Annotated in this window: 14 protein-coding genes; 3 read left to right on the top strand and 11 right to left on the bottom strand. The window is 37.4% G+C overall.

Annotated features, from left to right (window positions below; translation table 11 throughout):
- The first annotated feature begins 293 nt into the window (after positions 1–293).
- The 3 genes from DWB61_RS13340 (at position 294) to DWB61_RS13350 (ending at position 3,262) form a co-directional block, all read left to right on the top strand.
- On the top strand, positions 294–980 hold the full coding sequence (locus DWB61_RS13340) for a cytidylate kinase-like family protein (protein ID WP_125031409.1): 687 nt from the start codon (positions 294–296) through the stop codon (positions 978–980).
- 253 nt (positions 981–1,233) lie between these two features.
- Positions 1,234–2,448: a C1 family peptidase gene (locus DWB61_RS13345; protein WP_125031410.1), complete on the top strand. Its 1,215-nt coding sequence runs from the start codon at positions 1,234–1,236 to the stop codon at positions 2,446–2,448.
- Between the two features lie 217 nt (positions 2,449–2,665).
- A complete protein-coding gene (locus DWB61_RS13350) occupies positions 2,666–3,262 on the top strand; it encodes a porin family protein (RefSeq protein ID WP_125031411.1) in 597 nt (198 codons plus the stop codon).
- Between the two features lie 71 nt (positions 3,263–3,333).
- Here DWB61_RS13350 and DWB61_RS13355 read toward each other — a convergent pair whose 3' ends face one another.
- The 11 genes from DWB61_RS13355 to DWB61_RS13405 form a co-directional block, all read right to left on the bottom strand.
- Positions 3,334–4,620, bottom strand: coding sequence for a TolC family protein (locus DWB61_RS13355; RefSeq protein WP_125031412.1), 1,287 nt, complete (start codon positions 4,618–4,620; stop codon positions 3,334–3,336).
- Positions 4,621–4,710: 90 nt separating this feature from the next.
- A complete protein-coding gene (locus DWB61_RS13360) occupies positions 4,711–7,875 on the bottom strand; it encodes an efflux RND transporter permease subunit (RefSeq protein ID WP_125031413.1) in 3,165 nt (1,054 codons plus the stop codon).
- Positions 7,876–7,905: 30 nt separating this feature from the next.
- Positions 7,906–9,024, bottom strand: a complete 1,119-nt coding sequence (locus DWB61_RS13365; protein WP_125031414.1) for an efflux RND transporter periplasmic adaptor subunit — start codon at positions 9,022–9,024, stop codon at positions 7,906–7,908.
- A gap of 186 nt (positions 9,025–9,210) precedes the next feature.
- Complete coding sequence (locus tag DWB61_RS13370) at positions 9,211–10,356, bottom strand: hypothetical protein (protein ID WP_125031415.1); 1,146 nt, start codon at positions 10,354–10,356, stop codon at positions 9,211–9,213.
- Between the two features lie 238 nt (positions 10,357–10,594).
- Positions 10,595–11,293, bottom strand: coding sequence for an ABC transporter ATP-binding protein (locus DWB61_RS13375; RefSeq protein WP_125031416.1), 699 nt, complete (start codon positions 11,291–11,293; stop codon positions 10,595–10,597).
- 39 nt (positions 11,294–11,332) lie between these two features.
- A complete protein-coding gene (locus DWB61_RS13380) occupies positions 11,333–12,547 on the bottom strand; it encodes an ABC transporter permease (protein WP_125031417.1) in 1,215 nt (404 codons plus the stop codon).
- A 49-nt stretch (positions 12,548–12,596) separates the two neighbouring features.
- Positions 12,597–13,808, bottom strand: coding sequence for an ABC transporter permease (locus tag DWB61_RS13385; protein WP_158614423.1), 1,212 nt, complete (start codon positions 13,806–13,808; stop codon positions 12,597–12,599).
- Between the two features lie 57 nt (positions 13,809–13,865).
- Positions 13,866–14,651: an outer membrane lipoprotein-sorting protein gene (locus DWB61_RS13390; protein ID WP_125031419.1), complete on the bottom strand. Its 786-nt coding sequence runs from the start codon at positions 14,649–14,651 to the stop codon at positions 13,866–13,868.
- Positions 14,652–15,057: 406 nt separating this feature from the next.
- The gene (amrB, locus tag DWB61_RS13395) at positions 15,058–15,903 is read right to left on the bottom strand and encodes an AmmeMemoRadiSam system protein B (protein ID WP_125031420.1); all 846 of its coding nucleotides are present in this window, start codon (positions 15,901–15,903) and stop codon (positions 15,058–15,060) included.
- A gap of 27 nt (positions 15,904–15,930) precedes the next feature.
- Positions 15,931–16,932 carry an AmmeMemoRadiSam system radical SAM enzyme gene (gene amrS / locus DWB61_RS13400; protein ID WP_125031421.1) on the bottom strand — a complete coding sequence of 334 codons (1,002 nt, stop codon included), beginning with the start codon at positions 16,930–16,932 and terminating at the stop codon, positions 15,931–15,933.
- 87 nt (positions 16,933–17,019) lie between these two features.
- Complete coding sequence (locus DWB61_RS13405; protein WP_125031422.1) at positions 17,020–17,460, bottom strand: SRPBCC family protein; 441 nt, start codon at positions 17,458–17,460, stop codon at positions 17,020–17,022.
- Positions 17,461–17,467 lie beyond the last annotated feature (7 nt).

Raw genomic sequence — 17,467 nt, forward strand, 5'->3', positions numbered from 1 at the left:
AGACAATGATTTCGAGTGTTGAATTACAAACTTAAAAAATCTAGCTTGTAATCAGATCAAATTAACAGATTTTAAATCAATAAAATTATCCTTTCTATAGGCTTATAGTTCTCAATTTCATTTCATCTAATACAGATGCATTCAATTTTTATTATTTTACTAAATGTCTTAACTTGAAGATAGAAGCACAGACACAATTCGCTACGATCTTAAGATCATTGACTTGAACACACTGTGTTTTGTGTATAATACGATTCATTCTGTTTGATTAATACCGACTTAAACCTATAGCTATGAAAAATATCCTACATCAATACATGAAAAATCGCTACCAGCATAAAGAAGATGAATCATCCAAATATAAATTTCCAGGACCAGTGATTACTATTTCAAGAGAGTGTGGATGTCATGCAATCAATATAGCTAATGCTCTGGTTAAAAATCTCACTAAAATTACGGGTGAGAAATGGACAGTTCTAAGCAAAGAAATACTTGTAGAAGCGGCAGAAAAACTAAATCTACATCCTAAGAAAATTGAATATGTTTTCGAATCAAAAGAAAAATCAACCTGGGATGAGGTTTTTGCATCAATGTCTAACAAATATTATAAAAGCGATAAACAAATAAAAAAAACCATTGCCGAAGTCGTACAAGCGATGGCCAAACGTGGCAACTGTGTTATTATAGGGCGTGGAGGTGTTATTCTGACTCAAGACATCGAAAGATCTTTGCATTTAAAACTTCAAGCTCCTCTTGAATGGCGTGCGACTCAATTGCAAAAAAATCATGGTGGTACCCTTGAAGAAATGAAAACCTATGCTCGAACAGTAGATGAGAAAAGGGAGATTCTACGTAATTTTTTCAATAAAAGACCATTGGAACTGAGTCATTTTGATCTAGTATTCAACGCCATGAAATTAGATGATGAAATAATGGTTAATACAACAATTGAGATCTTAAAAGCAAAAAAAATCATTTAAGTATATCTTGATGAGGCGATATAGTAAGCATGATTAATATTATGCTATGATTGTCTCAACCAATCTTATCGAGTCAAATCATAATTATATCTAAAAACTTAAGCAAAGCCCTTATTTCAATTGGCTAGGTTTAAGTTTTTGTTATTTTTGCGGTTCTAAATGGAATCTACTTTATCTGACTATATAAAGAAAAGTCGTATACAAATCTATTTTGAGAAACAGAGAACAATTTATTACTTAAAACAACAATACTATGAATTTTAGAATTCTTGCTACAGCCTTACTTATTGGAGGAACTGTATTTTCTTCATCAGCTGAAGTAAAAAAAGACAAAAAAAAGGACAAAGAAGAAGGTTATATTTTTACTGAGGTAAAACGTATGCCTGCAACTTCTGTAAAAGATCAGCACCGTTCTGGTACCTGTTGGGCTTTTTCTGGACTTTCATTCATGGAGTCAGAAATGCTTCGTATGGGCAAACCTGAAGCCGATTTATCAGAAATGTTTGTGGTTTACAACTGTTACTCAGATAAGGCTATTAAAGATGTTCGTTTGAGCGGTAAATTCAACTTTGGTGGCGGTGGAGCATTCCACGATGTAACTTACGTATGGAAAAACTATGGTATCGTTCCTGAGTCAGTATACGCTGGATTAAACTATGGTGAAGCTGGTCACACTCATGGTGAAATGGATATTATCCTAAGTAACTATGTTGATGCTGTTATCGCTAACAAAAACAAAAAATTAACGCCAACCTGGCACAAAGGTTTCAATGGTGTTTTAGATGCTTACTTAGGAAAATTACCTGATACTTTCGATTACGAAGGAAAAGAGTACACGCCTAAATCATTTGCAAAGGACTATACAGGTCTTAACGCTGATGATTATATCGAAATCTCATCTTACACTCACCACCCATTCTACGAAAAATTCATTATCGAAGTTGGTGACAACTGGTTATGGGACGAGGTTTATAACTTACCTATTAACGAGATGATGGAAGTTATGGAAAGTGCTATCATGAATGGTTACACCATTGGATGGGCTTCTGATGTAAGCGAAAAAGGCTTTGCATACCGTAAGGGTGTTGCGATTGTTCCTGAAGCGGATACTAAGAACATGAGCGATTCTGAGATTTCAAAATGGCAGGATATGTCAGACAAGAAAAAGAATGCTAAATTATATAGCTTCGAAGGTCCTGGTCAAGAAAAAGTGATTACTCAGGAAATGCGCCAAGAAGCTTTCGATAACTACACAACAACTGATGATCACGGTATGCACATTGTTGGTATTTCTAAAGATCAAAAAGGTAACAAATACTTTATTGTAAAGAACTCTTGGGGTACTGACAACAACCCTTACGAAGGATATTTTTACGCTTCATTCCCATTTGTATCATACAAGACCATGTCTTTCATGATACACAAGGATGCAGTTCCTGCTAAATTGAGAAAAAAATTAGGCTTGTAAAAAACAAACTCAATCCTATTCTGAAAAAGCTCGATCATGACGATCGAGCTTTTTTTTTGTGCCATTTATCACCAATTTCTAATAATTGGTCCGATTTTTGATTATTTCCGAAATTGAAAAATTTAATATAAATTCGTCAATCTGTAAAGTTTATTCTTTTATAGATCTTTTTTTTAATAAGCAACTCATTAGATTATAAATACAAAAATCCTACACTATGAAAAAGTTATTATTAGTAGCAGTCATCTGCTTATTCTCATCGGCATTGTTTGCCCAATTAGCCTCACCTATCAGTCTTGGTATTCACGGTGGCCTTGTTAGTACTAAACTTGAAACTAACATGAGTAGTTCTAGCATAAAAGAAAATGCTGAGAATGGAATGATGCTAGGTGCATTTGCAAGAATTAATATCAACAAATGGTATATTCAACCAGAATTGAATTACGTAAAACGCAAATCATCAATAGAACAATCTTTTATGGGTGCTGATATCAAAATGGATGTAGAAACCAAGAGTATTGATATACCTGTTTTATTAGGTTATAAGATTGTAAAATTACCTCTATTTAAGCTGAGAGCTTTTGCTGGTCCTGTAGCTTCATTCAATATCGACGACAAGATTAAAACTACTCTTGGAGATGTTGAAGATGGCAATTTTAAAAGTGCCGTTTGGAATGCAAAAGTTGGTGCTGGTGTTGATGTTTGGAAACTGACTCTTGATGTGGATTATGAATTTGGTTTAACAGATGTTTCTTCTGAATTCTTGAAGAAAAACAAGATGGTAAATGTGACTTTGGGATTCCGTTTATTCTAAATCTATTTCAAGCATAAAAAAACCACCAATGATTTGGTGGTTTTTTTATGCTTGAAAATGAATGCTAAATTCTAGAATTCACTCAATATTCCTCCAGTCATTCTTACCAAGTTAGTTTTCGATTGAATCAGATTAAATATGGCACTTAATCTTGCAAGTGAGGCATTCTGATAAGAGATTTGCACATCACGATAGTTAAAGGAATTGATGCTTCCTGACTCGTATTTCTCTTTAGAGAGTTGCATATTGATTTCTGTTGCCAACTTGTTCTCCTCTGCTAAATCCAGCAACTCTTTACGCAACTGGTACAATTCAAAATTCTGAGCTAATGTATTCGTTAAACTATGTTTGAAATCATCCGTTTGTATCTTCGAAATTTCCTCTTCAATTTTAGCAATTTGCAAAGCTCTGCGATTAGCATTTCCATTGAATATTAAATAATTTAAGCTCAAATTAGCGTACAGATTGTGAGATTTAGTATCGATCTTAGGAGCCACATCGTGCTTCTGTATAAATTGATTGCCTTGTACTCCAGCGCCCAATGAAACTCGAGGATAATAATTTGATCGTGCCATTTCAATATCTCGCTTCTGAATAGCCTCCTGCATATAGCGATTCTTCAGATTGTTATTATTAGCAAACATCTTGTCAAGCAAATCAGCCAATCGATAATCCATGACTTGAGTCATAAAATCATCGGTAAAAATGTACTTAGTGCTTTCTTCAACACCTAAAAGAAAATTCAAATCACGAACAGCATTATTATAATTCACCTGCTGAGTCAGATAATTGGACTTATCCTCAAGAAAAGCATTCTTAGCCAAAAGCAATTCATAACTCCCTTTGGTTCCCAGTTCACTGGCAACTTTCTCGTTTCCATATCTATCTTCAGAAAGTTCCTTGATTGTTTTGCTCACTCCCAGGCGTTCCTGTTCCATTAAGGCTTTATAATAAGCTAGAATAATCAACTGAATTTGACTCTCAACAGCAACTATGGTATTTCCCTTAGAAAGCGCAGCAAGATCATTAAATTTATCCTTACGAATTCTAACAGCAAAACCATCGAACAAAGTCCAACTTAAATCAATGGATGGCGTTAGACTATTTTGTATGAAGTCATCGCTTTCGTTATAATCTTTTTTATTACTAGAACGAAAATTGAACTCAAGCTTTGGGTATTGTCCTGCATTTCCCCATGTATTATTCAGATCAGCAATCTTTTCTGATTGGCGTATAATTTGAATATTGTAATTCTTCTCTAAGCCTATCTCAATGGCTTGAGCAAGATTTAAATCTTTCTGTGCAGATAATGAGCCAGCACAAAACAGCATGAGTACGAGTATTATATATCTATTCATTATTTCTATATTTTAAAAGTCTGAAAGGACTAAAAAGTCAACAGGCTCCTTTATCCTTATTTACTTTAACCTTTACCCTTATTTCCCTCCTTAGTCTAAAGTCACTTTTGCTTCCTTAATTGCTGGTTCTACATCAATAGCTTCAACGGTCTCTCCTGTCCATATTTCCTTAATCTTACATCTAATATCATTCAAAACAAGAATGATGATTGGGAAAAGTGTTAGAATAAAGAAAGTTCCAACCAATACACCATAAGCTAAAGCGATAGCCATTGGAATAAGGAATTGAGCTTGAAATGAATTCTCAAGAATCAAAGGATACAAACCAACCGAAGTGGTAATAGTTGTCAGAACAATGGCTCTAAAACGTGCTTTACCAGCACCAAGAACTGCCGCCTCGGGATGCATGCCTTCCTTCAAATTCGAATTGTATTTGGAGAGAAAGACGACGGCATCGTTAATAATGACACCTGATAGAGCAACCATTCCCCAAACACTAAGCATAGAAACCTGAACACCTTCTAAGCCATGTCCCCAGGTTGAACCAATAATACCTAAAGGAACCATCATAATCACAATCATCCCTTGAGTAAAACTTCGAAAATGCAACATGACAATAAAAATGATCGCAATGAAAGCAATAGAGAAATAAGTCTTCATTTCTGCAATGTCTTCGGAAGAACGTTTTGCTTGCCCCTGAAACTCAGGCCTTACACTTGGAAATTTCTCTTTAAGTACAGGAAGAATATTATTGGTCACTTCTTCCAAAATTGGAGGTACAGGTTCATTCGGATCTAACAAATCAGCTTCAACACGAATCTCTCGGGAACCATTATAACGCTGAATACTAACCGGGCCTCGTAATATCTCATAATCGATCAGTTCCGATAAAGGATATTCTCCTTTAGGTGTTCTAATTCTCATGCTTTCCATTTGTCCGATAAATACACGATCACTTTTAGGATAACGCACCCAAACCTTGATCTCGTCTTTACCTTCTTGAAGACGCTGTGCCTGACCTCCAAAGAATCCTTGACGTACTTGAGCCGTAATTGCTTGCAAGTCCATTCCCAAATAATAGGCCTTGTCTTTGAGGCTCAATCGAACTTCACGACTTCCTAATGGGTTGTTGTCATTGATATTATAAAGAGACGTCATTTTTCTCAACTCATCCTGAAAATAGATATTAGCCGCATTAAGCTCTTCAAGATCGTTACCCAAAAGGCTAACTGAAACAGCTGCTCCCCACCTATTAAAAGCTCCAATCGTAAACTTCTCAGCGGAATTAACATCACCAATTTTTTTCTTAACTCGGTTTGAAATACCAAAGCTAGAAATAGGAGAACCTTCCATATCTCGAAGTGTAACCGTAATATTACCCGCATGTGGACCTGATTCCTGACCACTAAAAGCAGATCCTGCAGTTAGATTCGTATATTTTATAAAATCAGTGTCTTCATTAAATTCTTTTTTCAGCTCCTTATTCACATCCCAAACAACCGCTTCAAAATCTTTAAGGGCCTTAATGGTAATCTCCTTATTGGTACCAGGTTTATAAGCTACATTGATATTAAAAGTATCGAAACTTACATTGGGGAAAAAGGTGCTTTTAATAAAACCACCACCAAATAAACCAACTGTAATAAAAATAAAAGCTATTGGAAGAAAAATAAGAATCCAACGCCATTTTATGGCTCTTCTTAAAAAGCTCATATAAAGGCGATCGCGCATATAAATAATGCCCTTTTCAATTTTATTACGTAAGCGGTTAAAAGCGGTATGGCTTTTTCTCACATTCAGCACCTTTTCGTTCCCCACATGACTTGGCAGTACAAAGAGACTCTCAAAAAGAGAAATCCCAAGACAAAAGACTACAACAAAAGCCATCTCGTAAAGGAATTGCATATTACCTGTAACGAGTAGAAGTGGTGTAAAGGCCACCATAGTCGTTGTTACCGATGTTAGAACAGCTGGTACAACCTCCATGGTTCCATCAATAGCAGCTCGACGAGGACTCTTTCCTCTTTCGAAATGCGTATAGATATTTTCACCGATCACAATTCCATCATCTACAAGTATACCGATGATTAGAATCATGCCAAAGAGTGAAATCATATTGATGGTGACTCCCATTAAATTAGCGAAAATGAACATGCCTAAAAATGAGGCTGGAATTCCCCAAGCCACCCACAAGGATAAACGAAAACTAAGGAACAAAGCTAAAGCAAGAACGACAAGAGCTAAACCATAACCACCATTCTTGTACAATAGGTTTAGTCGTGATTGCAACATATTAACATAGTCGAAAGTAATCTCTAACTTAGCATCAGTATGATCAGCATTAAACTCCTTAGCATATTGATTACAAAAGATTGAAATTTCCTCCAAATCCTCATTATTCAACTTATTCACTCCAATTGAAACCGCTGGGTTATAGTTCACATAAGAAGAACGTGGCACATCTTCGAATTGAAAATGAATATCACAAACATCTCTCAATCGAATGTACGAGCCATCAGGATTCGCACGTAATATAATCTCTCCAATCTTATCCGGGTCAACCGAACGGTTACGAGATCGAATCAGAATTTCTTCTTCGGCATTTTTAATGACACCTCCAGATATATCGATATTATTGCTGGCAATAGCTGTTGAAATTTCGGTAAAAGTTAACTGATGACGACGCAAATCATCCTCCTTAACCTCAACGGATAATTCCAAACGAGGTAAACCAGAAATAGAGATCTGAGACATTTTTTTCGAACGCATCAAATCATCATAAATCAAATCGGAATAGCGCTTAAGTGTCAATAGATCCACATCGCCTGTTACAGCCATTCTCACAGCTGGTGTTGTGGACCGGAGTTTAGCAATAACGGCTTTTTCCGCTCCTGAGGGGAATGAAGGAATCCCATCAACAGCGTTCTTAACATCTGCAAGGGTTTCATCAAGCTTTAAATCACCTGTTGTGGTGATGGTCACTCGGGCAAAGCCTTCTGATGATACCGAGTTCATTTCTTTAATACCCACTATGCCTCGAATGGCATCTTCAATTCGGGAGGTTATCCCCTCTTCAACCTCTTTGGGAGAAGCTCCGGGATACACCATAGATACAGTAATCGTTTTAGATTCTGTTTCAGGAAAAAACGACTTCTTCATATTAAACAGGGAGAAAATACCTGCTATCAGAAAAAGTGAAATAATCATCTTTCCGTAAAAGGGATATCTGACAAAATGAGATATAATATGCTTCATAAAATTAGATTTGAGAATTAAGACTTAAGATTATTTCAGAATCTGAACCTTCATATTTTCAGCAGCTTTTACCGGAACTGTTGTCACCAAAAGTTCACCTTTAGTAAGGCCATTAAAAATCAAGGTATTTTCATTTCTCTTAAGCACATTAATTTGCTTCTCTTTCAACATATTTTCCTCAACAACAAATACTCTATTTGAGCGGAATACTGCATTACGAGGAATCTCCATAACCTGATCGATTAGCTTGCCATTAAACTTGGCAGTCAAATACTGACCTTGATAAAGTTCGCTATTGTTCGTTTTAAGCCCCACAAAAACGGCTATAGACTGAGTGCCCTCATCAACAAATTCTGACTTTCTGATTAGTTTTCCATAAGCTATTTTCTCTCCATCCGAAGTTAAAACATCAACCTGATCACCTATTCGCAACCACTTAATATCCTCTGATTCAACTGGCACTTGCAATTCTAGCTTACTTGATTCAATTAGACCTGCAAGTTTTGCCCCCATGCCGGCAACAGCCCCTTTTTGCGTACTCACCTGTACATACGAACCCGTAAATGGTGCATAAATACGATATTTCGACAGTTTAACTTCACTGGATTTTATCGCATAATAATCGCCTAAGATATTTCGACTGGCTAGAAATACTTTTTCCTTTCCCGTAGTGATTTCAGGTAATTCTGGTAAAGCTTTTTCCAAATCGATGGCATTAAAGAAATCCATCCAGGCATCAAATCTATCCGTATAATCAATACGAATATCAGGCAAACACTGAGCCAGCTTATTCAGGAATTGACTTTTCTTTGCCTGTAAATCCATGCGTGCGTCTGTATCATAGATCTGAATGAGTAAATCCCCTTTCTTAAACCTCTGCCCCACTTTCAATGGCACACCAACCTCAACAATTCGTCCAGGAACCTCTGAACTCAAATTCACTTCCAGGTTCGACAGTAAGCGCCCTTTTTCAACAATAGGCGTTGCAATAGCCTGATAATTGACTTGTTCAACTTTCACAAAAGGCACTTTCTTTCGGTTTATATCTTTTTGTGGCTGCTTTTTAAGGCTCTTTAAACCCACCATGCCCGCATAAGCTAAGGTTAATATAAGAGCAACTGAGACGACAATTACGACTTTTCGATTCATCTATTAATAATGTTTTATAATTTCAATTATTTAAAATACTAAAGTAGTTCAATTTTGTTTTAAATCACATCTACATATCTTAAGGACTTGTTAAAATTTCAAGAGTTAGCAAAGACTTATGTAATATTTATTGATAGAAATAACAACTTAGAAGAACAGACATATAACTGATAATTATCCCTTGTGCTATAAACTCCACTTCAGGCGTAGAAAAAAAAACTGTCCACTATCACCGTATTCTGTAAAATCATCTCCAAAAAAATACTGCCCCACAAGCAAAAGATCCAAGTTGGTCACGAGAGAATAGCTTAAACTTGGATTCAAAACAAAGGAGCCGTCCGAAGGATTGGCAATAAGCGAGAATGAAGTCGTAAACAAAGGGGTAAGCGGATAGGAAATCTGCCCAAAAATGGCATATCTCCCTTTACTCAATCCCCGTGGAGAAGCTTCACCAACTTCAAATAAGCCCGTTTGAAAAATGGGACCGGTTGTTCCAACACTGTTGTATAAAAATCCTGCATGTAGCATCAAACTATTGGAAAAACTGTAGTCACCCGATACTGAAGCAAGAAGAGCTTCCTCCCCTCTGTTTTCCATTGGAACAAACCAGGTGACTTCCCCACGAAAACCACCACCATAAATATCACCAGCCCATCCGGCTCCCAACATCAGATCTTCTTCAATCCAACCTCCTAATAATTGGAAGTCGTAATTCCACTTATTAAAACGAAAACGGGTTGCCAATGCCCTTTCATCACCATTCTTTCCGATTTGATAAACCAACTCAAGCGAAGAAGTCTCACTGGTATAATATTGCACTTTTAGGGCATCTGTTCCAGGGCGTTCCTCATAATCAAAATTCAAAAAGGAATAGGTATTAAAGACATCATTGGGATTCCAAACCAAATTAATTCCCCAGTTGATTCTCTGCCGTCCAAAACGGATCTGCCAATCTCCCAAAGAGTAATCCAGATAAACACGGTCGATCATTGAATGAAATACAGCTCCATCACTATCTATCACAAGGCTAGATAAATCCCAGAAACCATTATCCCGATCGATGAACTGGCTATAGCCTGGGATATCGTGAACCAACTTGCCCGTGAAAAACCGATTCCGCACTTCAGCCACTAAAACACAATAAGATGAGGGATACCATTTAAAATTAAGTCGATTGTGCAAGAGATTCTGATTCGTCCAGCTATGCGTGGGTTCAACATAGTAAATCATTTGCATATCCTTCAGATAACCGTTCAGAAACCAGTTCTTATCCTGTCCAAACAAGAACAGGTTTAAGAAAATAAGAAAAAATAAAACAAAGCATTTACGCATAGTAATGAAGTCGGTTTATATCGATTTTTAATGATATCACAAATAAAACCACAAAGCCCACTAAGAACACAAAGACATGATTAAAATCTATTAACGCACTAAGAGCCCTAATTAGTACGATAACATTAACCCGTTTAAACACTCATAAATAATGCAAATAGACTTTGTGTTCATTGCGTTCTTAGTGGTAAATGAAAACAATTATCAAATAGGTTAATTCAATATTTTCAGCAAACACTTATATGTTGTTCGGAGCAATACGCTCATCACTGACCACGCAACCATCCTCAATGGTAATTACTCTCCTGGCTTTCTTTACCACTCGGGAATCATGAGTCGAAAAGATAAAGGTAATCCCCTCTTCTCTATTCAGTTTTTCCATAATATTGAGCAAATTCTCCGTCGATTTTGAATCCAGATTTGCAGTAGGTTCATCAGCCAGCACAAATTGAGGTCGGGAAGCCAAAGCTCTGGCCACAGCCACACGCTGTTGTTGTCCACCGGAAAGCTGGGCTGGACGATCATTCACTCGATCTCCCAAACCAACTTCATTCAAAAGCTGTTGAGCCCGTTTTCGCCTTTCATTCTTACTTTGGCCCTGCAGTTGAAGGATAAACTCTACATTTTCGATGGCCGTAAGTACTGGAATCAGGTTATAGGACTGAAATACAAAACCAATGTTTTTTAAACGAAAATCGATGAGCTGACGAGAAGATAGGCTTGCAATATGTTTCTTATCTATGATGACCTCTCCTTCAGAAGGCACATCAATCCCTCCCAAGATATTCAACAGCGTGGTTTTCCCCGAACCAGAGGGTCCTACAATGGCGGCAAACTCACCCTTTTCAAAACTTAAAGCGATACCATTCACTGCATATACAGGAACTTTGGTCTCAGTGTACACTTTCCGAATATCTTTTACTTCGATAACTGCCATTATTAATTCAGTTAGAAAATGATAATTACAAACTATTTTCTATTCCATTCTCAAAGCTTTTGCCGGCTGATAACGCAAAACTTTCCATGCCGGATAAACGGCTGCGCCTATTCCCATCCCGACAACCATGAAACCGATAATAAAATAGAATTTCGATTCCAGTTCAGGGTACACCTGTGAAGCATAGCCCACCGATTCGAAACCTTCTGCAAAAAGACCCAAATCGATGCCTGCCTGATTAAAATATTCAATCAAAGCAAAGCTGACTCCTACACCAGCAATACCACCCACTAGACAAAGGAATACACTTTCTAAGATGATCATTCGAAATACCCTCCCTCGATTCATGCCTATGGCCAATAGCATACCCAACTCACGGATTCGCTCCATCACAACCATCAGCATGGTGTTCACAATGGCAAAACCAAGGGCCGCCAATATGATACTCATAAAAATGATGAAATACTCCGCCATAAAATCGGTTACCATAGCCAGATCGGGCTGTATCTTTCGCCAAGTCAAAAACTGGAGCTCCAGATGTTTCTTTTGAAATTGTTTACTAAGCATTTGAGCAGAATCCATTTCCTTTAACCATAAAGCTAACTCGTTAATATGGTCATCCTTATATTCAGAAATTCTAACCAAATCGGTTCGCTTAACAAATACCTGTCCCTGATCGAACACAGAATTGTTGGTTTTATAAATCCCTACAATGCGGAAAGCTCCTCTAGCAAGCTCTCCCTCACGTGGCTGGAAAGTAAGAACTATTTTCGAACGAAGCCGAACTTTCAATTTCCGAGCCAACTTCTCTCCTATAATGATAGGATTCCGTCTCCCTTCCAAATAGGAGCCCTCCACCAAGCTTTCATGAATTCGAGTCACCCCCCGTTCCTCATCTGGATGGATACCCAAAATCATGATCCCGGCTCCCGACTGTGCAGAACTGGCCATGCCAGGTATTCTCAAACGGCTGCATACAGCTTCCACTTCGGAAGAAGTCATGAGTTTCTTCTGTAATTCGCTTGCATTTGACACGACATATTGCATCTCATAATTCTCGGTAAACTTCGGATGATGAACCTGTATGTGTGAGATCTCATTTTCAATGATGTTTTGTACCCTTTGATTGATCATGCCATACATCATTGCCATTGAAAAGATACCACCTACCAATCCAAGACTAACCGAAACAATTACTACAAAGCTTCGCAGTTTGTTACGCCAAATGTTTCTCCAGGCAATAATTAATAGCATATTCTATCTATCGATTTAAAGGTTCAATTTTAATTGTAAGTACTGGATATCATTTGCTTTTCAGAGCATCAACAGGTTCTAGTTTTATCACTTTAAAAAAAGGGTACAGTCCCGTTATCAGGGTAATTACCAACACTACGAGCGCTTGATTAAGATAAAAAGAACTTTCCCAAGCAAAAGGCATAATCGGTTCCACACCAAAACTTTCAATACTAGCTGCAGCATCTCCGGTAAGACGAATAGGATTTAAATAATAATAGTAGATAAAGGGCATACTCAAACCTGATCCTAAAATAATTCCTATGATACCCATCAACAGAGTCTCAAATAAAACAACCAGACCCAATTTGAATTTTTGCATGCCCACAGCGACCATCACACCAAACTCACGAATTCGCTCAAGGGTCATCATCATGATGGTTCCCATAATTCCAAAAGCAATAATCATGTATAGGATGCCCAACATAATCTTCCCACTTGCATTATCCGATTCAATAATTTGGACCAGCTCGGGCATCATTTCTTCCCAGCTCATCACCTCATAAGATTGCGACAAAGTTTTTCTAATTGCATCCCTGGTTTGGGCAATGATCTTGGGATCGTGTCTTCCCAAGAGCACAACATAGGACGTTAAGCGATTCTCGGTTCCAAAAAACGCCTGACAATCTTCCAGATTCATATACACCAGTTGTTTATTCAATTCTGGAGAGGGAAAATGCAGAATTCCTTTCACAGCATATTTTCCAGCGGCACTCACGCCATGGTAGCCTTTACTAATCAGAACTAGCGTATCGCCAAGTCCTAGTTTCAAGTAGGAAGCCAATTTCTCAGCCAGCATCACTTGACCATCTCCGGTTTCCAGATATTTTCCGTCCACAATTTTTTCGAAAAGTCCAGTAAACACATTCTCCTTTTCTGGAATAATACCTGTTAAAAGGGTTCCTTTGGTTACATTCTCAGAGGATGCCAGAGCAAAAGACTCTAACCTTGGCACCAGTCCTTTTACATTCTTTAGTTCGCTTATCTCTTCCTCAGAAAATTCACTGGCATCCAAACTTTCGTCAATCGTTTTCTTATCCCAGTAGTCAGCACCGTGAATCTGAATATAACCTGTATAGCTACCCACAACATTATCCACCATATTGGCATAGGATCCCTTTTGCATGGATCGCATCACCAGAGCAAAAAACATGGCAAACAGAATAGAGGTTATCGTGATAAAAGTCCTTCTTTTGTTACGCCATAAGTTACGCCAAGCCATTATGATATAAGTTATTCCCATATGATAACTGACAATTATTGATGTGATTAATCTGGATTACCGAACCCGTTTCATATTCTGTTGACTAAAAAAACTCTCTTTGATATCAATATTAAATTTCACATTCTTAAACTCAAAAATGGTTTTATTACCCTCCTTATCCACAGGAACCATTTCCATTCGCGTAGGAATTTCCCTATCATCCATTTTGCGAATATCGAACAGGTTCTCTACATTAATTAGGTATGAATCCTCATCGTAGTATTCGGTTTTAAGGCGATGATAATCTTTAGTGGTAATCCACATCACCAGCTTACCCCATACTACAGGTGCCTCCTCCTTTGGGTACATTGAAATTTTATAACAAGAGTATCCCCGAATATCTTCCTTGCCGGATAGCTCATGGCGATAGTCCTTCAGAATAGAAGATTCCTTTAATAAATCATCATTAGTAAAATCGGAGCCCATCCAGGATTGCATCATCATGGATGGTGGTATTTTAATCAAGCGTTCGATAGAAGGGACCCAATTCCACATATCTTTTTCCCTTTTTAGAAAAACCTGCCCCTTCTCTCTTGCTGGAGACATGATATAGATCATTGAATACTCAGTTCCTTTTGACCAGGATTTCATGATTACCGTTCTCGACCAGGTGGGACGGACAATTGTCATGCTATATTCGCCCTGACTGCTAAGACCTCGCATTTTTTCATCTGCAATCCTCACAATCTCCTTTGCCGTAACACGATCTTTCTGAGCCAAGCTCGGAAAAGTCAATAAGCAAAACAAAACCGCTATTAATACGACAAACAAACTATATTTAAAGACTATAGTGAATTTCATATATTAAATATTAGGAAATACAATGAACGGGAGAAACTGAGATGGAGTAGACAAAAGAACGACCCATCTGGGTTCCATTCCTTAAGTAATTTACAAACTATGATTCAAACCAGACAAATTTTATAATTTATTTTCTCATAAATACTTAATTTAATACGCTTTATCCTGAAACCATCGTCTTATCTTAGCAGCTAGAATCTCCTTCCCGCTTAATACAAAATATACGGAATAAAAGATAAGGAGAAGAAAACCATAAAGATCTGGCTTCCAGATACAGATAAGAAAACTGGATTTGAATGAAGGAATTGATTTTATGAATTCGCCCGTGGTAAAAACCTAACTAGCCAGAAGATAGCTTTCTCAGACTTTGGATTGTAGCAAAAAGATCTCAACCAATGAGATTTAATTAAACGAAGCTTGGTAGATAGAACATAATAGAGAAATAATCCACGACAGAATTGGACGATGTGATGTCTCCCGAATTCCCCTGACGAAGAACTTTCACCTTAACATCCTTATAAAGTAATTGCAAATATTCCACAAGAGTCATGATAGGTCCAAAACCACAAACTGAGATACGGTGTCGGGTAATTTCATTAAAAATTTGCTCTGTATTCATTTTTTGAATGCCCTGAACAACCAAGTGATCGAGTCTAAACCCCAGATCGGGAGAGACATAATGAGAAAAATCAGAAGATGCCAAAACGAGTAACTTTCGTTTAAGAATCTTATTCGCGTCAACTATAGAAAGAGCTAAATTCCGTGCACATTCTATAGTTTGATGATTCATACATATGGGCAGAATTTTGAAGCCCTCACGCAAAAGCAATTGGAGAAAAGGAATCTGTACCTCTGCAGAATGCTCTGCTTGATGAGCCACAGTATTCATTGGTAAATTCAACATCTTGCCAAATTCAATATCCACTTTAACTTTTCCTAGTGGCGTTTCCCAGGCATCACTTCCTGCCACACTTACTTCCTCATCCAAATAAGCCGAATGATTGGGATTGAGAATAATAATCGTATCAAATTGAATTTGAGAATACCGGATTAATTCATATAAATGAATCGCTTCATAGCCTGAATACATATAACCTGCATGTGGCACAACCCCTCCCAATATATGATTCTTCCCCAGTGAATAGTCAATCAGCTTAGATTCTTTACTCAAAATATGTTGAACCATTCCCTTTATTCTTTCAGGCTGCTTAGGATAGAAAGTTCCTGCAACCGATGCCCTCCTTACTTTCATAATTTCTAGATTTATATTTTCACGATCTCAACAAATAAACACCTGTTTCTTGCAGGCAACACAACGCCCATTTTCCATTCCTATTACCTCAACCATGTAGTTGAAACGACGCACTAATTCCTGACCACAATGATGGCAAGAGGTGTCATTTCCAAACCGGGTGTTCACATTACCCAAATACACATAATTCAGATATTCTTTGGCGATATCGTAGAAACGATATAACAAGTCTACTGGTGTAGGATCTATAATCAATTGATAGGCAGGGAAAAATCGGGACAGGTGCAAAACCGTATCTGGGCCCAGTTCTTCGGCTACCCAAGTTAAGAGTTCTTCAAACTCTTTCTCTTTACTATTCAAACCAGGAATTACCAAATGAGTTATTTCCAAATGCTTGCCACTCTTCCTTACCGTCTTTAGACTTTCCAATACAGGATCTAATTGTGAATGGGTGTATTTTTTATAAAAGTCCCTTCTATAAGCTTTGATATCAATATTGAAGGCATCTATATACTCCAACAACTCATCAAGTGGATCAGCATTAATATAGCCATTGGTCACCATAACATTCTTCAAATCAGCAAGCTTTATCTTACGAGCCAAGGTAATCATCGATTCAAAAAAAACCGTAGGCTCATTATAAGTATATGCAACACCAATACAAGATTTGCTTTCTTGTGCGATTTCCTGAATTTCTTCATCAGATATCACTCTCATATAGGGGTAGTCGCCAGGAAAAGCTTGCGAGATCTCATGATTCTGACAAAACTTACACCTCATATTACAGCCTTTTGTTCCAAGAGACAAAATTGAGCTAGCAGGAAAAAAATGATATAGAGGCTTTTTCTCAATAGGATCCATATGAATGGCCGAATACCTGCTGTCGACATCTGTAAAAAGAATGCCATCCCGATTCATGCGGACGTGACAAATACCCCGAAGCCCATCAGATATGGAACAAAAATGGGGACAAAGCGTACATCGTACTCTCCGATCACTCAGGGTTTCATAATATTGAGCTCTTTCCATAACAAAAGGTATATTAATGTATACGAATGAGAAAGAGGCAGGGTTTCAGCTAAGGAGTTTGATTTATGTTTTTAAGACTAGTTATTATTATATTTTATCATCCATAAAGTTTTTTAGTCGATTATTGATAAAATATTCCCATCCGCTCTGACAGCTTTCCCGTGTGAATTCAGGTATGGATTGAGGGAAACTATGGGTCACGACATGACTAACACGTATACTTGATCCTCCCTCTGTTATAAAGGTTTCAAAACTAACGAAGGACTCTCCTTCATAACCCTCATATTTCCATGAATATACAAGTTTTTCCAAAGGAATAACTTCGGAGATTTTCCACAAGTGCATGAAATTTCTTTCTCCAGATTTCACATTAAATTGGGTTTCAAAACCAACTTCAGCTGAGAAAGCTTCAAGATTCTCAAAAAACCAATGCTTCATTTGTTCCAACTCACTTATAGCTTTCCAAAGTTGACTAATAGATACATGAAAGCTTTGCTGGACTATAACAGGTTTTATTTCTTGATTCATACTTTCC

It is taken from the genome of Ancylomarina euxina, from assembly GCF_003863355.1.
Lineage (GTDB): Bacteria > Bacteroidota > Bacteroidia > Bacteroidales > Marinifilaceae > Ancylomarina > Ancylomarina euxinus.

Excerpts from the sequence above, each read along its gene's own strand:
- DWB61_RS13385 (WP_158614423.1), bottom strand. The coding sequence starts at position 13,808 with ATGGCTTGGCGTAACTTATGGCGTAACAAAAGAAGGACTTTTATCACG.
- DWB61_RS13375 (WP_125031416.1), bottom strand. The coding sequence starts at position 11,293 with ATGGCAGTTATCGAAGTAAAAGATATTCGGAAAGTGTACACTGAGACC.
- DWB61_RS13350 (WP_125031411.1), top strand. The coding sequence starts at position 2,666 with ATGAAAAAGTTATTATTAGTAGCAGTCATCTGCTTATTCTCATCGGCA.
- DWB61_RS13365 (WP_125031414.1), bottom strand. The coding sequence starts at position 9,024 with ATGAATCGAAAAGTCGTAATTGTCGTCTCAGTTGCTCTTATATTAACC.
- DWB61_RS13345 (WP_125031410.1), top strand. The coding sequence starts at position 1,234 with ATGAATTTTAGAATTCTTGCTACAGCCTTACTTATTGGAGGAACTGTA.
- DWB61_RS13340 (WP_125031409.1), top strand. The coding sequence starts at position 294 with ATGAAAAATATCCTACATCAATACATGAAAAATCGCTACCAGCATAAA.
- DWB61_RS13380 (WP_125031417.1), bottom strand. The coding sequence starts at position 12,547 with ATGCTATTAATTATTGCCTGGAGAAACATTTGGCGTAACAAACTGCGA.
- DWB61_RS13370 (WP_125031415.1), bottom strand. The coding sequence starts at position 10,356 with ATGCGTAAATGCTTTGTTTTATTTTTTCTTATTTTCTTAAACCTGTTC.
- DWB61_RS13355 (WP_125031412.1), bottom strand. The coding sequence starts at position 4,620 with ATGAATAGATATATAATACTCGTACTCATGCTGTTTTGTGCTGGCTCA.
- amrS (WP_125031421.1), bottom strand. The coding sequence starts at position 16,932 with ATGGAAAGAGCTCAATATTATGAAACCCTGAGTGATCGGAGAGTACGA.
- DWB61_RS13360 (WP_125031413.1), bottom strand. The coding sequence starts at position 7,875 with ATGAAGCATATTATATCTCATTTTGTCAGATATCCCTTTTACGGAAAG.
- DWB61_RS13390 (WP_125031419.1), bottom strand. The coding sequence starts at position 14,651 with ATGAAATTCACTATAGTCTTTAAATATAGTTTGTTTGTCGTATTAATA.
- DWB61_RS13405 (WP_125031422.1), bottom strand. The coding sequence starts at position 17,460 with ATGAATCAAGAAATAAAACCTGTTATAGTCCAGCAAAGCTTTCATGTA.
- amrB (WP_125031420.1), bottom strand. The coding sequence starts at position 15,903 with ATGAAAGTAAGGAGGGCATCGGTTGCAGGAACTTTCTATCCTAAGCAG.